This window comes from Spirosoma horti (assembly GCF_054776595.1).
The window spans coordinates 124,816-138,873 of sequence record NZ_BAAHBQ010000009.1 but is presented as its reverse complement, the minus strand read 5'-3'; the positions used below and the strand labels follow the sequence as shown (position 1 = coordinate 138,873).

At 51.6% G+C, this 14,058-nt stretch carries 10 protein-coding genes; 4 read left to right on the top strand and 6 right to left on the bottom strand.

Annotated features, from left to right (window positions below):
• The first annotated feature begins 88 nt into the window (after nucleotides 1-88).
• On the top strand, nucleotides 89-493 hold the full coding sequence (locus ACYVAM_RS26045; RefSeq protein ID WP_461072590.1) for a hypothetical protein: 405 nt from the start codon (nucleotides 89-91) through the stop codon (nucleotides 491-493).
• Between the two features lie 47 nt (nucleotides 494-540).
• On the opposite strand, the gene glgP is transcribed toward ACYVAM_RS26045, so the two are convergent.
• Together glgP and ACYVAM_RS26035 are read right to left on the bottom strand one after the other, a co-directional pair.
• Nucleotides 541-2,217 carry an alpha-glucan family phosphorylase gene (gene glgP, locus ACYVAM_RS26040; protein ID WP_461072588.1) on the bottom strand — a complete coding sequence of 559 codons (1,677 nt, stop codon included), beginning with the start codon at nucleotides 2,215-2,217 and terminating at the stop codon, nucleotides 541-543.
• A gap of 134 nt (nucleotides 2,218-2,351) precedes the next feature.
• Nucleotides 2,352-2,852, bottom strand: a complete 501-nt coding sequence (locus tag ACYVAM_RS26035) for a hypothetical protein (RefSeq protein ID WP_461072586.1) — start codon at nucleotides 2,850-2,852, stop codon at nucleotides 2,352-2,354.
• 187 nt (nucleotides 2,853-3,039) lie between these two features.
• Between ACYVAM_RS26035 and ACYVAM_RS26030 the strand changes: the two genes are divergently transcribed.
• A complete protein-coding gene (locus tag ACYVAM_RS26030; protein ID WP_461072584.1) occupies nucleotides 3,040-3,867 on the top strand; it encodes a universal stress protein in 828 nt (275 codons plus the stop codon).
• Between the two features lie 237 nt (nucleotides 3,868-4,104).
• On the opposite strand, the gene ACYVAM_RS26025 is transcribed toward ACYVAM_RS26030, so the two are convergent.
• The 3 genes from ACYVAM_RS26025 to ACYVAM_RS26015 form a co-directional block, all read right to left on the bottom strand.
• The gene (locus tag ACYVAM_RS26025) at nucleotides 4,105-4,599 is read right to left on the bottom strand and encodes a pyridoxamine 5'-phosphate oxidase family protein (protein WP_461072582.1); all 495 of its coding nucleotides are present in this window, start codon (nucleotides 4,597-4,599) and stop codon (nucleotides 4,105-4,107) included.
• A 237-nt stretch (nucleotides 4,600-4,836) separates the two neighbouring features.
• Nucleotides 4,837-5,787 carry an HAD-IC family P-type ATPase gene (locus ACYVAM_RS26020; protein WP_461072580.1) on the bottom strand — a complete coding sequence of 317 codons (951 nt, stop codon included), beginning with the start codon at nucleotides 5,785-5,787 and terminating at the stop codon, nucleotides 4,837-4,839.
• Complete coding sequence (locus ACYVAM_RS26015; protein WP_461072578.1) at nucleotides 5,771-7,399, bottom strand: cation-translocating P-type ATPase; 1,629 nt, start codon at nucleotides 7,397-7,399, stop codon at nucleotides 5,771-5,773. Before ACYVAM_RS26015 ends, ACYVAM_RS26020 begins: the two co-directional genes overlap by 17 nt.
• A gap of 230 nt (nucleotides 7,400-7,629) precedes the next feature.
• Here ACYVAM_RS26015 and ACYVAM_RS26010 point away from each other — a divergent pair, with 230 nt between their 5' ends.
• Complete coding sequence (locus ACYVAM_RS26010) at nucleotides 7,630-10,008, top strand: phosphoketolase family protein (protein WP_461072576.1); 2,379 nt, start codon at nucleotides 7,630-7,632, stop codon at nucleotides 10,006-10,008.
• 71 nt (nucleotides 10,009-10,079) lie between these two features.
• Nucleotides 10,080-12,674 carry a magnesium-translocating P-type ATPase gene (gene mgtA, locus ACYVAM_RS26005; RefSeq protein ID WP_461072574.1) on the top strand — a complete coding sequence of 865 codons (2,595 nt, stop codon included), beginning with the start codon at nucleotides 10,080-10,082 and terminating at the stop codon, nucleotides 12,672-12,674.
• A 182-nt stretch (nucleotides 12,675-12,856) separates the two neighbouring features.
• On the opposite strand, the gene ACYVAM_RS26000 is transcribed toward mgtA, so the two are convergent.
• Entirely contained in the window at nucleotides 12,857-13,975 is a 1,119-nt protein-coding gene (locus ACYVAM_RS26000; protein ID WP_461072572.1) for a L,D-transpeptidase family protein, read from the bottom strand.
• Nucleotides 13,976-14,058 lie beyond the last annotated feature (83 nt).

The following is a 14,058-nucleotide window of genomic DNA, read 5'->3' as shown; positions in this document are numbered from 1 at the left end:
ATAATCAGGTTGGGAGCTAAGCGGGCTCATCTGTCCAGACAGATGAGCCCGCTATTTTTGAACCCTCATGTAAAGCCAGACGATAGCCATGAAAACGGCCTTTTATTCCACAGACTGTTCAGTTGATTCTGCTCTGGCCCTGCGCCGGTGGCTGGTTATGAATGCAGACGAAGCGATTTGCCTGACGATAGTCCACCCGTACGACATTGCAGCAGGAACTCCGCTCGGCAAGGAAGCTTGTCGGGCCGCCAGACAGCAGGCGAAAGCGCGGCTGGACCTCTGGCTGGAGATGCTCACCCAATCGTGGGAGGGCGAACTTAGGCCCGAAACGCTGCTATCTTCGCCCGAACTGGCCATAACGATGCATTTGTTGCTGCGTTCGTACGACTATCTGTTGCTTGATGAACAGGTCATTTCTGAAACGATCCTCCAGCAGACGAAGGTAAAGGTATGTCGGTTGAGAGATCATGAACGCTCCCTGTCGACCATCTAGGTAATGACAATTGCCACCGGTAGGGACCAGTAAAAGCATACACCTTTCTACCCGCCGACAGGTAACGGGTCGGTGCGCACACAAGACTCCTGGGGAAGCGAATACAGCTTTTCGTAATATTCGGTGGCCATCCGCTCAGAATCGAAATAGGGCAGAATATCACCCATACTTGCTTTAAGCATACCGAGCCATTGGTCCGGCTTTTCGTAATACATCGGCAAAATGATTGTTTCCAGCAACGTGAATAGATTATCTGCATCGAAGGCGTCCTGCTCGTGAGCAGGCCAGGTTAGATCCGCTTCAGGCAGCACGAAACTGTTGATGCCATTCCGGGCGAATTCGGGGATCCAGCCGTCATTGGTCGAACAATTGATGGCTCCGTTCATGGCCGCTGTCATGCCGCTGGTGCCGGAGGCTTCGCGGGTGAGCCTTGGTGTATTTAACCATAGGTCAGCGCCCTGCTTCAGAAGTGTTGATAGATGCAACTCATACCCGACCAGTACCGAACAGTTCGTATACTGGCTGGCCAGGTGAACCAGCCGGTCGAACGTACCAATGCTGGCATAATCATACGGATAAGGCTTCCCGGCCCAGATGAGCTGTACGGGGTAACGCGGGTTAGTCAGCAGCCGATCCAATCGGGCGGGATCTGAAAGCAATAAATCAGCGCGCTTGTAGCCCGCAAATCGACGTGCCCAAACAATGGTAAATACAGTGTTCGTATAGAGGTCACCTGTCTGATTGGCTACTTCATCAAACAGGGCATCTTTATATTTTTTCTTGCTGTCTAGCAGCGTTGCATCATCATGGCTGGCCACGGCCATGTCCAGTAGGGGACTGCCCCAGAACGCTTTGTTCTGAGCGTTGGTAATAGACATGAGCGGACTGATATCCGTATAACCTTGCCAAAGTTGCTCACAAACCTGCCGATGTCGTTTTGAAACGGCATTAGCCCGGCCTGCCAGTCGCAAAGCACCTAGCGCCCAGTTGAACAGATCATCGTTGATTCCTGTAATTCTCCGAACCTCTTCCAGCGGCAGGTAATCAAAAAAGCCCATCCGGTCCAGTAACCGACTATCTGTACGTGGATTTCCGGCTTCTTCCGGCGTATGGGTAGTAAACACGAGTCGTTGCCGAACGGCCTCGACACGTTGTAACTGGTGATATAAATAAAAGGCCAGCGGCAGGGGGTGGCTTTCATTCATGTGATAGACGTCTGGCGTAAGTTGTAAGCGTTCCAGAAGTTTGGCCCCGCCAATACCTAGTAAAATACTCGACGCAATTCGGGTTTCTGGATTGGCATCGTAGAGTTTATGGCAAATCGTTTGCGCCAAATAGTCATTCTCGGGCAGGTCGGTCGATAAGAAGTAGGTTGGGGACGTACCGAAGACGGTAGGGGGTAGATAATACGCCGTTACCCATACGGGCGCATGGTTAATCTGAATCTGAAATTTTATATTCGTCGGCTCAAGAAAGCTGTATTGTTTTTCCATGAACAGAACATCCATCGTCTGGTCGGCCTTTCGAACCTGATCGTAATAGCCGTATTTCCACAGAATACCCACCGCAACGATGGGTTGTTGCAGCCTATACGCACTGCGCATATGGGAGCCTGCCAGAAAACCCAGCCCACCCGAGTACGTTTTAAGCGGCTGAACATAAGCAAACTCCATCGAGAAATAAGCAACTTTACAGGTAGGGGTTAGATACTCTGAATTATACATAAAGTCTACATTATCAGGTGTATAGAATTAAATAAACAATGCCGAAGGTCAAGTGTAATTGCCAGGTCAAAGTGAAGAAAGTTAACGGGTGGGTAAGTTGCTCGTTTAGATGGCCAAATGACCTTTTCTACTTGTCAGTCAATGGGCAGCAGGATGCGTCCTGGCCTGCGTACCTTGCGGTTGGGTTTCGGGTTTTGCTGTTGGTAGAGTTTATAAAAAGCCAGCGCAAAGAGCAGCGGGGAGGGGAACGCCGAACCAAATCCGAGGGGAGCGATGGCGACGCAGAAAACCAGTCCGCCCAGACAACCCATCCGAAACCAGTCGCCTTGCATAAACATGGAGGCCGCAATCAACAACTGACCCAGACCGATACTAAATACAATAGGCGTCGTGAAGCTGTCGAACAGACCGAGGATAAATCGGCGGTAAGTCGGGATGGCATAATCGGCATAGCTCTGATAGACCCAGGGCGTTTCGAGCGCGTTTCGGATATTAACAAACGCGGCCACACTAAAAAGAAGAAAGAACAGTACCCGGGTTGTAGCCGGCCAGCGATAGGTGCCGATCAGTTGCATAACCGCGAAAATGTTCACAACCACGTAAGCGATAGTCAGAATCGTATCCAGTGTTTCCATGATTGTTTTAACGGTTTAACGTTGTTTAAGCCTTTATACCGGTCAAAGCTACACCTGGCAAAGTCAGAACATCCGGAGCCGGGTCAGGAGTGAAGTTGATATAAATCAGGGCCCTACGCAGTAATCGTCAGGGTAAGAGTGGGCAAAAGCGAAGTTCTTTGTTCTACTCATTTAAACCTACCTGCGTATGAACACGATTGTTGTCCCAACCGATTTGAGTTCTGAAACGGATGCTGCGCTCTCGGTGGCCGTTGATCTTGCCAGAACGTATGGATCTACTATTCTTCTCCTGCATTCGGTAGTTTATCCCTTGCCTATGCCTGCTTACGCGGAAGCCACAACCGTAACGGTGAACCAAACGATAGCAGACTACCAGGAAATTGAACGAGAGGCTCAAACCAAACTGGAGCAGTTTGCCGCTGAAAGTAAGTACGAAGGCGTGACCATCATCCCAACGTTACTGACGAACGGCCAGGGGCTGATTCACAATGTAACGGATCGGTCTGCCGACCTGATTGTGATGAGTTCGGAGGGAGCGTCTGGTCTGGAAGAATGGCTAATCGGATCGAATGCCGAAAGCATTGTTCGGCATGCGCACTGCCCCGTACTCGTTATAAAGAAACCCATTGCCCATTTCTGCCCCAAAAACATTGTTTATGCAATCGACATAGATGACCGTCTGAAAGCCATTCAGCCTTATCCATTTCAAATGGGCGAACCGGATCGGCACACGTTTCTGTACGTACTGACGCCTACCGATAGCCGAGTCCCGGAGGGTATCCAGGACTGGGTCAATGAGTTTGCTGCTGGTAAAGGCATTCCTGAGTTCACCTGTACGATACGTCAGGCCAGAGATGTGCCGGATGGTATCATCAGCTATGCGGATGAAGTAGATGCGGATTTGATTGTATTATTCACCCATGGCTATAAAGGAATACGGCACTTTTTGTCAGGCAGTGTTGCAGAAGATGTGCTGAATCACACCACGAAGCCCGTTCTAGTTATGCATATGTAAGCGCTTGTCGAGTTGACCAAAGCTTAAAAGTAGCTGGCGATCCATACACGGGCAGGGTAAGGTAGCCAGCTACCCTAACAGGAGGGTGGGAGTACGCCCGGCAAAGGCTAAATAGATTCAAGGCTCTGTCGGATGAATAAAGCACGGCCTGTTGTAGTCGATATCTGTAACTTTTCATTGGTAGATATACCCGTCCCTCCATTGGCTCGGTGTACCATCTCCCTTGTATTGGCTTGTCTACCAGAGCGAATGATGGCCAGGGTGAACCTCGGGAATGGGGTGTAGGTCAGTGGGGCGCTGATAGCCACGGCCCGTTTTGCTGCTGATCCGAATCCGATACACAACGGGGTACACAACTTTATGCCCAATTGGCGCGTCAACATCCGGATAGCCAAATCGTTCGTCGGCAAAGATCGGGATTTTGCGTTGCTTAAGGAAGAAAAGAGCATCGTCCCGGTCATCACCCATCAATTCTTCGTAAACGCCCTCAATAACTACGCTTCGCCAACTATCCAGACCGATTGTCTCGTCGATTTCAAAGGCTACGGTCGGATTTTTATGCAACAGTTGCGTTTTGGTGCCCTGACGGGTCAAACCATAAATAAAATGACCATCGTAATAATACATCACCGGTTCAATCAGAATCCGATTTTCGGCAGCACAGCTAATCCTGCCGAAATATTGATTGGTCAGCATAGTCTCGATTACTTCGGAGGTTAGTTCGCTCAACATGACGTTAGGTAGCGGGCTGTTTTACGTGGAACCGCTACGTTAAAAGTAGTCACCTGGCAGGCCGTAATGAATGCGGCTGCTCAGTTAACCAGATGATTTTCGACAGGAGAAGGAACGGTTCCGTTGAGAAAAGGCAGACGTACTTATTTGTTGGCTGAATAAAGTCCATCTATTTTTTCCATTTTATGAAATCTACCCGCCGAGGGAGACGAGTAGGTTTAGGGAGACAAATTGTGTTTACTTGACTTCCCTAGCGCGTAAGGCTGTTTCAGCGCTTTTTCTCTTCCACCATTTGTACGCTTCTATCCAAAACGTACCCGTAGAAGCCGCCAGCACACACTGACCCAGTTGAACGCTGGTTAACGACGAAAAATGCATAAAGGAGCGAATACCTGGAATGAATAAAGTGGCGGCTAGGATACCTAGTGTAATGCCCTGGAGGAGCCTGAGCGCTGGATTGGGCCTTCTCATCGTACGTAAAAACGATTCTCGGCTGGATCGGCTCACCAGCGTCAACCCAATATTACTCATGACCAGACTCGAAAACGTCATCGTTCGTACCACTTCGATTGACTGCCCCTGTTGCATGCCCAGGTAATAGATTGAGAGCGTAGCGAGGGCAACGACGACCCCCTGACTAACACTCATGCCTAATTCAGTTGCGGTCAAAAAAGTGGTGTGTAGCGGGCGGGGTGGCTGGTGCATCAATCCCTTTTCGGCGGGTTCCTGCTCAAAAGCGATCGAGCAGGTCGGTCCCAAGATTAGCTCCAGCAGAATGACATGAATGGGGCTCAACAGGTTGGCATAGCGCCAGTTGATGATCAGGGGTAACGTAACAACCAGAATGACCGGTATATGGATGGAAACGATATACGCTACTGCCTTTTTAAGGTTCTGGTAAATGCGACGCCCGAGCGCAATGGCCTCGACCATACTGGCCAGATTATCCGTTGACAGAATAAGCGATGCCGCTTGTTTAGCCAGTTCAGTGCCACGTCGGCCCATGGCCACGCCAATATGCGCGGCTTTTAAGGCAGGCCCGTCATTAACACCATCGCCCGTCATGGCTACCACCTCCCCGTTGGCTTTGAGAGCCTGTACGACCCTCAGTTTGGCTTCGGGCAACATACGGGCAAAGACGTGAATCGGGCCTACTTGCTTTCGAAGATTTTCATCGGATAAGCCCATGACCTGCACGCCGGTCAACATCGGATAAGCCCATGACCTGCACGCCGGTCAACACCTGATGATCATCCGTCAGGCGGACCTGCCGGGCAATGGATAAGGCAGTTTCAGGCGAGTCGCCCGTAATGAGTTTGACGGCAATGCCCGCCTGTTTAAACTGGTCGATAACCCAGCTGGCGTTCGGTTTCGGCGGATTCTCGAAGGCAATCAGCCCTTTAAACGACCAAATAAAATCATCCTGTTCGGCTGGATACGCAGCACTGGCCCACTCGCACCCGGCTACGCCCAATACCCGGAAGCCTTGGGCCGCTAACTGGCTCGCTTGCTGGAGAATAGTGGCTGCTTCGGGCTGGGTTAATCGGCAAACCCGAATGATTCGTTCAACGGCTCCTTTGCCCGCAACCTGTACAATTCCTGTATTTGGATCATACACGTGCGTCATCATGGGTGGCGTTCCCGATAATGGATACTCGTGTACCATCGGGCGCTGGTAGGGAACGTTGGGTGAACAATGCGTTCGATAAGCCGTCAGAATCGCTTTTTCCATCGAATCATAGGGGTCGGGTTCACTGGCCCATCGGGCATAGGCCAGGACGTCCCAAGCAGCCACCGAAATGACCGACGACAGAGGCTCGGTACGTTGCTCAGAACCGATGTAGAGCTGGCTCAGCGTCATGCCTTCCTGGGTGATCGTTCCGGTTTTGTCGACACAGATAACGGAGGCCGACCCTAAACTTTCAACGGTTTGTGGTTGCTTGGTCAGCACGCCGAATTTCGCCATTCGGGCCGCCCCGAGCGCCATGAAACTACTGAATGCCACCGGAATTTCTTCAGGCAGAATCGTCATGGCCATGGTCAGGCCAAACAGCAGGGACGTAATCCAATCCCCTGAATGCGCGAAGTTAATGGCCCAAACCAGCAAAAAAGCCCCTAGTCCGATCAAGGCCATCCGATTCACAAACTGGTGAATCTGTTGTTGCAAGGGTGTTTTTTCGTACGTAATGGTCTGAAGCGAACGGCCCAGTTTACCGATTTCGGTGTTAACACCAACCGCATTGATCCGAATGAAAATACGGCCTGACGTCAGCACCGTTCCCCCGAAACAAGGCGTACTGGTCTCCGTTTTGGGCACGGGAACCGATTCACCCGTCAGCATGGCTTCATCGACTAAACAATCGTTTGCCTGAAGCAGCAACCCGTCAGCCGGTATGGTTTGACCTTCCGTTAGCAACACAATATCGCCGACAACCAACTGCTCGCTGGGTAAAGTAATCAAATGGGTATTCCGTAGCACTTGAACAGTGGGTTGGGTCAACTGCCGAAGCGCCTGCAAGGCCCGGTCGCTACGTAGCGATTCAAACACCGAAAGGCCCGCGACCAGCAACATCGCTATGCCCAAAACGATCCCCTCGTGCCACTGTCCCAGAAAGCTATAGATGGTGCAGGCTCCAGCCAGCAAGCCAAACATGGGCTCTGTAACAATGTCTTTAAAAAGACGCCAGTTGGTTGACTGATCTGGCAGGATGTTGGTGCCGTAGCGCGCCCTTGATTCGTTAACCTCGGCGGGTGTCAAACCCGTCAGGCTGGCGGGGGCTATAAGCTCAGATCGAGTCATGTGTAGAGTGAGAATTTGATGCCCATAAAGTTGCAACAATCTGATTTTAAGAATCCTGACTTCCGTCGTTATCTGCTATGATCTAACTTAGGCTGGGTATGGCGTTCTGGGCTGGGCCACTGATAAAACTCATTCGAAGGCCTAAGGCTGGTCAGTTTAGACGGACTGGCGGAATGGCAAATTTGTCATCAGCTAACGCCCGAATTAACTGGCCTACTAGATCGATTCCGATGAACCAGACAACTGAAATCTCAACGACTGTGCCGACGTATCAGCGACTCGCTAATGTGCATCGCTACTGGCAGGCTACCAATTACCTCGGAGCCGCCCAACTTTATCTGCGCGACAATGTATTGCTGGAACGCCCGCTGAAAAAAAGCGACATCAAGCCCCGCTTACTCGGTCACTGGGGCACCCAGCCGGGCCTGAATATGATCTATGCCCACCTGAATCGACTCATTCAGGATACAGATGCCAACGTACTACTGGTGGTGGGTCCTGGTCACGGGGCACCCGCTATTCTGGCGAATCTATATCTGGAAGGCACCCTGGGCGAATACGATCCGCAGTATAAACCAGGAATCGACGGCATGTCTCAACTGATCCGCCAGTTTTCGTGGCCCTATGGACTGCCGAGTCATCTGGTTCCCGGTACACCCGGCCAGATTCAGGAAGGCGGGGAGCTCGGTTACTGCCTGTCGCATGCGTTCGGGGCCGCCCTGGATAATCCGGACCTGATCGTGGCCTGTGTAGTGGGCGATGGCGAAGCTGAAACCGGACCACTGGCCGCTGCCTGGCATTCCACTAAATACCTGAATCCGGCTACGTCGGGGGCGGTATTGCCGATTCTACACGTCAACGGCTACAAACTCTCGGGCCCAACTATTTTTGGCCGCATGAGTCATGATGAGCTGACGAATCTGTTTACAGGCTATGGCTATCAGGTACGCATCGTGGGCGGCAGTGATCCCATGCAGGTTCATGCGGCTATGTGGCAGGCGATGAACTGGGCGTATGAAGAAATTCGGACCATTCAGCGGAACGCAAGCGCAGGGTTGCTGACGGGCGTGCCGGCCTGGCCAATGTTGATTCTGCAAACTCCCAAAGGCTGGACCTGCCCGCTGACCGTTGACGGTCTGGCCATTGAGAATACGTCGCATGCACACCAATTGCCTGTTGCTGATCCGGCCGGAAAACCCACGCAGCTGGCTACCCTGGAAACCTGGCTCCGCAGTTATCGCCCACAGGATTTATTTGATGGAATGGGGCGGCCATTCAGGAATGTCGTCAGCGATTGCCCAACTGACTCCCGACGCATAGGAATGAACCCCCACGCCAATGGGGGGCAGTTGCTGATACCTCTTGAACTCCCGGATTATACCCGTTATGCGGTGAATGTACCGTCGCCCGGCGAATCCACGCGGGGCACTGTGTCCGTCGAAGGAACGCATACGTTGGCGCGTTATCTACGGGATGTGTTTTGCCTCAACGAAACGACTCAAAACTTTCGCATCGTTTGCCCTGATGAGACAACGTCGAACCGGATGACGCCCCTCTTCGAGGCAACGCAGCGGGCCTGGATGGGGCCAATGGTGGAAACGGATGAATTTTTGTCTCCCGACGGCCGGGTGATGGAAATTCTAAGTGAGCACACCTGCGAAGGGTGGCTGGAAGGGTATCTACTCACGGGTCGGCACGGCTTGTTCAGTTGTTACGAAGCATTTATTCCACTGGTCGATTCGATGCTGAACCAGTATGCCAAGTGGCTGAAGGTAAGCAAAGAAACCCCCTGGCGTAAACCGCTGGCCTCACTCAACTACCTGCTCACTTCGCACGTCTGGCGGCAGGACCACAATGGCTATACGCACCAGGTACCCAGTTTTATCAATTCGGTAGTAGCCAAAAAAAGCTCGGTTGCCCGGGTGTATCTGCCCCCGGATGCCAATTGCCTGCTGTCGGTAACTGATCACTGTTTAAGAAGTCGCGACTATATTAACCTGATTGTGGCTTCCAAAGCCTGTCAGGCGCAGTGGTTGTCTATCGAAGAAGCCCGTGAACATTGCAGTCGGGGTATGTCGATCTGGGAGTGGGCGGGCAATGCCGGAAGTGAGCAGCCCGATGTCGTCCTGGCGTGCGCGGGCGACGTACCCACCAACGAGGTGGTAGCGGCTGCGGCTATTCTGAAAGAATATCTCCCGTCACTTCGGGTTCGTGTGGTAAACGTAGTGGATTTACTGACCATCATGTCGCCCGAGGATCACCCACACGGTTTTCCGGAAGCGTCATTCGTTCAGCTTTTTACGGCCGACCAACCCGTACTTTTCGCCTTTCACGGATACCCTATGCTGATTCACGAATTGCTGCACCACCGGACAAATCCGAACCGATTCCACGTTCGGGGCTATATGGAAGAAGGGCGTACCACCACGCCGTTTGACATGCTCGTGCTGAACAACATGAGTCGTTACCAACTGGTGATGGCTACGCTGAAGCATATAAATAAACGCCCTGGCGTTCAGTCGCTGACCCAATGGTGTCAAAACAAACTTGCTGAGCATCAGGTCTATATCCGGCGAGAAGGGCAGGACATGCCGGAGGTGAGAAGTTGAGCCCAGACGATCAACCAGGTAAAATCGGGTGGATTCTTACCAAAAGCCAAGATCAGTATAAGTCACGAGGTATGTCTTCAGTCGGCATGGACCATTTATCGCTCTCTTCCACAACACCCGAACAACTGTATGGTGCGCTTCACTCATCGCCAGACGGACTAACTGCCACAGACGCGACTGAACGTATTCGGGCCCAGCGCAAACAATTGCATACCGAAAGCCGCTTCCGTCGTGAGTTGGCCTTGCTGGTCCGTCAGTTTACCAGTCCGCTGGTACTGCTCCTGGTAGTGGCAGTTGTTTTGTCGGCCATACTGGGCGAAACGTCCGATATGCTTATTATTTTGGTGATCCTGCTGGCAACCGGTTTTCTGGGGTTCTGGCAGGAGCTGAATGCCGGACGAGCCATCGAAAAGCTACGGTCGATGATTGCCATGAAACATACCGTGCTTCGCGATGGGAAAGAACAGCAGCTACATACGGATGAAGTCGTTCCGGGCGACGTGGTGGTTTTCGATGCGGGCGATAGTATTCCCGCCGATTGCCGGATTTTGGAAAGCAACGAACTACACGTCGACGAAAGCTCATTGACCGGCGAGTCTTATCCGGTTGAAAAGATGGCCGGAATCATTCCTGATGCGACCCCTTTGCATCAGAAAACCAACTGCCTGTGGCAGGGGACCAACGTGATCAGCGTTTCTGCCCGGGCGATGGCGGTACATACCAGTAACCAGACGCTGTTTAGTCAACTGGCGCACAGCCTGACGCAAACTCAGGAAACAGCTTTTGAAAAAGGTATCAAACACTTTGGTTATTTTCTGTTGCGGATAACCATCTCGCTGTCGTTGATTATCCTGGCGGCAAACCTCTATTTCAAAAAGCCATTTTTCGACTCCGTTCTTTTTTCGCTGGCTCTTGCCATCGGCATGGCTCCTGAGCTATTGCCCGCCATCATGACCTTCGCAATGTCGGCGGGGGCTAACCGGATGCTGGCCAAAAAAGTAATTGTCAAAAAGCTATCCTCGATTTTCAACTTAGGCGAAGTAACGATCCTGTGTACCGATAAAACCGGAACGATTACGGAAGGCACCGCTACGGTGAATGATATGGTCAACTGGTTGGGGAAAACGGATGAACGAACCAGGCTATACGCTTACTTAAACGCTACATTTCAGCAAGGCTTTACCAATCCCGTCGACCAGGCGATTGCCTCCTTACACTTGCCGATCGATGACTACCGGAAACTGGACGAAGTTCCCTACGATTTCATTCGGAAGCGGCTCAGCATTGCCGTACAAACCGGTGATCAGCGATATTTTATCACAAAAGGCGCGCTACCTAATGTATTGGATGTGTGCAGCCAGGTCGAATCGCAGCCCGGTCAGCCAGAGCCGTTTAGTGAATCCATTAAGGAAGCAATTGAAAATCGGTTCGCTACCTACTGTCAGGCTGGATACCGGGTGCTCGGCCTCGCTTATAAACCGATGACTACTGCTAAGATTAGCCGGGTCGACGAGACCCAAATGACATTCCTGGGCTTTATTCTGCTGGAAGACCCCCTAAAAGAAAGCGCCCTAGGCTCCCTTAACCAACTCCGCCAGTTGCAGGTAGCTGTAAAAATCATTACGGGCGACAACCGATTTGCCGCTTTGCATACCGCCCAGGCCATTGTCAGGACAACCCCCGTTATGCTTACTGGCGACGACCTGGATCAATTGACCCCGGAAGCCTTAGCGGTCAAGGCATGCCAAACGGATGTATTTGCCGAAATCGAACCGCATCAGAAAGAACGTATTATCAATGCCCTGCAACACACAGGGGCGACGGTTGCCTATATCGGCGATGGTATCAACGATGTGGTCGCCATTCATGCCGCCGATGTAGGCATATCGACCAGTAATGCTGTCGACGTAGCGCAGGAAGCCGCCGATTTTGTACTGCTGGAAAAAGACCTCTCGGTACTGGCCGCTGGCATTCTGGAAGGCCGTAAGTCCTTCGCCAACTCGATGAAGTATATTTTTATTACCACGGGCGCTACGTTCGGGAATATGTTTAGTGTGGCGGGGGCTTCCCTGGTGCTGTCGTTTCTGCCGATGCTTCCCAAGCAAATTTTGCTCACCAATCTGATTACGGATCTGCCTTTTCTAACCATTGCTTCCGATGAAGTCGACGATGACCAGTTGACCAGGCCGCAGAAATGGAATATGCGTCAGATTCGTAATTTCATGATTGTGTTTGGTTTGCATAGCTCGCTGTTTGATTTTATTACGTTTTATACCCTCTTCCAGTATTTTCATCTGTCGGGTTCACCCTTTCAAACCGGCTGGTTTATCGAGTCATCGATTACCGAACTGCTCATACTGTTCATCATCCGCACCCGACATCCATTTATCAAAAGCAGGCCCGGAAAATGGTTGGTGATAACGGGTGTACTCGCTTTATTGATAACCATTTATCTGCCGATTTCTCCGCTAGCGGCTTTATTAGGGTTTTCCATCGCCCATACTCAACAAGCGGTGGCTCTTAGCCTGATTCTGCTCGCTTACGTGGTAACGGCTGATTGGCTGAAAGTTCTATTTTTTCGATTTAATAAAACATGGCCAAAAGCGCCACCTATACGATCAGAAAATACGGTTTCACCTCACAAGGTTCGTGTCGCCATGCCATGAACAGCGTATTGGGCATCTGAACTCGGGCATGGTCAAATTCGGGAGTTCACTCATCGATTGTAGTAGCGGCAAAAGGGCCTCCAAAAAATCAAAATAGGTATTGTCGATCCCTGAGCGACGGTGGCAGGTGGAAGCGACGGTTGGCTGGATTGGTTTGTCATTCGACTGGTTTTAGATACCGTTTACAAAGCCAATTTCCACAAGCCATACACATCCCGATAGACCTGAATGGCCCCGGCCTCATCCAGGTCCAATACGTTGTAGGTGACGAGTACGGGTATGGCCCTAGGCAGACTGAGTGTTTTGGGCGTGGCGTTCTTTGGGCAACTCGTCAGGTAAGTCTGGCTGAACCGGCTGTAACCCAGAAGCAGATTCGCCAGTTCGACGGGTTTCTCCACTCGGATACAGCCGTGGCTTAAGAACCGGTTTTCGCTGGTAAAGGCCAATCGCACGTTCGTATCGTGCAGATACACATCATAGGGACTAGTCACGTTGAACTTCAAGACACCCAATGCATTGCCACAGCCCGTCGATTGCCGCAGCCGGTATGGAAACGATTTGGCCGAAACGGACCAATCGACGGTTTTTGGATCGATTACCGTACCCGTTGAATTCAGAACCTGTATGTTCAGGGCTTCAAGGGTCTGCACAGGATTTTTTCGAATTTTAGGCAGTAGTTCGTTCACCGCAATGGAGCGCGGTACATTCCAGTAAGGGTACATTACCAGGCTGGGAATAAGGGCCGTAAAACGCGGAGTCGGGGTGCTGTTCTTTCCAACGACGACCCGGCTCCAGAGCAGCGTATTTCCCCGCTGGTCAATGACTCGAAGCGTTGCCGAAGGAATGTTGACGATGACCCGTTTATCACCGGCAAAGCGGTTTAGCCAGCGGTAAGTATTGAGCGTTTCCTGCACCTGCTCCATCGTTAGGGAATCGGTCATGTAATCGTCAATCAAACAGCGCAGGCAATAGTCTTTTAACTGACGATAACTCCGATCGTGCGATTCGAGCGAATCCAGGAGCGGACACCAATTCATACCGGCCATAAACTGACTCGTCAGCCGGTTGATTCGTACGGTATCCATATGTTCCGGTACGCCCTGATAGCCTGTCCGTTGGGGCACTCGTCCATAGACAATCTGAGTGAAGTAGCGCTTGAGGCAAACCGGGTCGGGGTTTTCGCAAAGGCTGTCTATGCCGATCGCAGTGGCGTAGGTGCGAAGTCGTGACCAATCATCAGGCAGTTGGGCATTTGCCAATAAGGGTGCCATGAACAGGCTGATAATCAGGTAGCGTAACATAGGAGTCGGATGGCTAGATGAAGAAGAGGGCTACCACAAAGGTGCAGGTCGACCGAGTGGGTATGGGTGATACCGTTCAGGCT

Coding starts and splice junctions, on each gene's coding strand:
- ACYVAM_RS26045 (WP_461072590.1), top strand. CDS start 89: ATGAAAACGGCCTTTTATTCCACAGACTGTTCAGTTGATTCTGCTCTG.
- glgP (WP_461072588.1), bottom strand. CDS start 2,217: ATGTATAATTCAGAGTATCTAACCCCTACCTGTAAAGTTGCTTATTTC.
- ACYVAM_RS26035 (WP_461072586.1), bottom strand. CDS start 2,852: ATGGAAACACTGGATACGATTCTGACTATCGCTTACGTGGTTGTGAAC.
- ACYVAM_RS26030 (WP_461072584.1), top strand. CDS start 3,040: ATGAACACGATTGTTGTCCCAACCGATTTGAGTTCTGAAACGGATGCT.
- ACYVAM_RS26025 (WP_461072582.1), bottom strand. CDS start 4,599: ATGTTGAGCGAACTAACCTCCGAAGTAATCGAGACTATGCTGACCAAT.
- ACYVAM_RS26020 (WP_461072580.1), bottom strand. CDS start 5,787: ATGGGCTTATCCGATGAAAATCTTCGAAAGCAAGTAGGCCCGATTCAC.
- ACYVAM_RS26015 (WP_461072578.1), bottom strand. CDS start 7,399: ATGACTCGATCTGAGCTTATAGCCCCCGCCAGCCTGACGGGTTTGACA.
- ACYVAM_RS26010 (WP_461072576.1), top strand. CDS start 7,630: ATGAACCAGACAACTGAAATCTCAACGACTGTGCCGACGTATCAGCGA.
- mgtA (WP_461072574.1), top strand. CDS start 10,080: ATGTCTTCAGTCGGCATGGACCATTTATCGCTCTCTTCCACAACACCC.
- ACYVAM_RS26000 (WP_461072572.1), bottom strand. CDS start 13,975: ATGTTACGCTACCTGATTATCAGCCTGTTCATGGCACCCTTATTGGCA.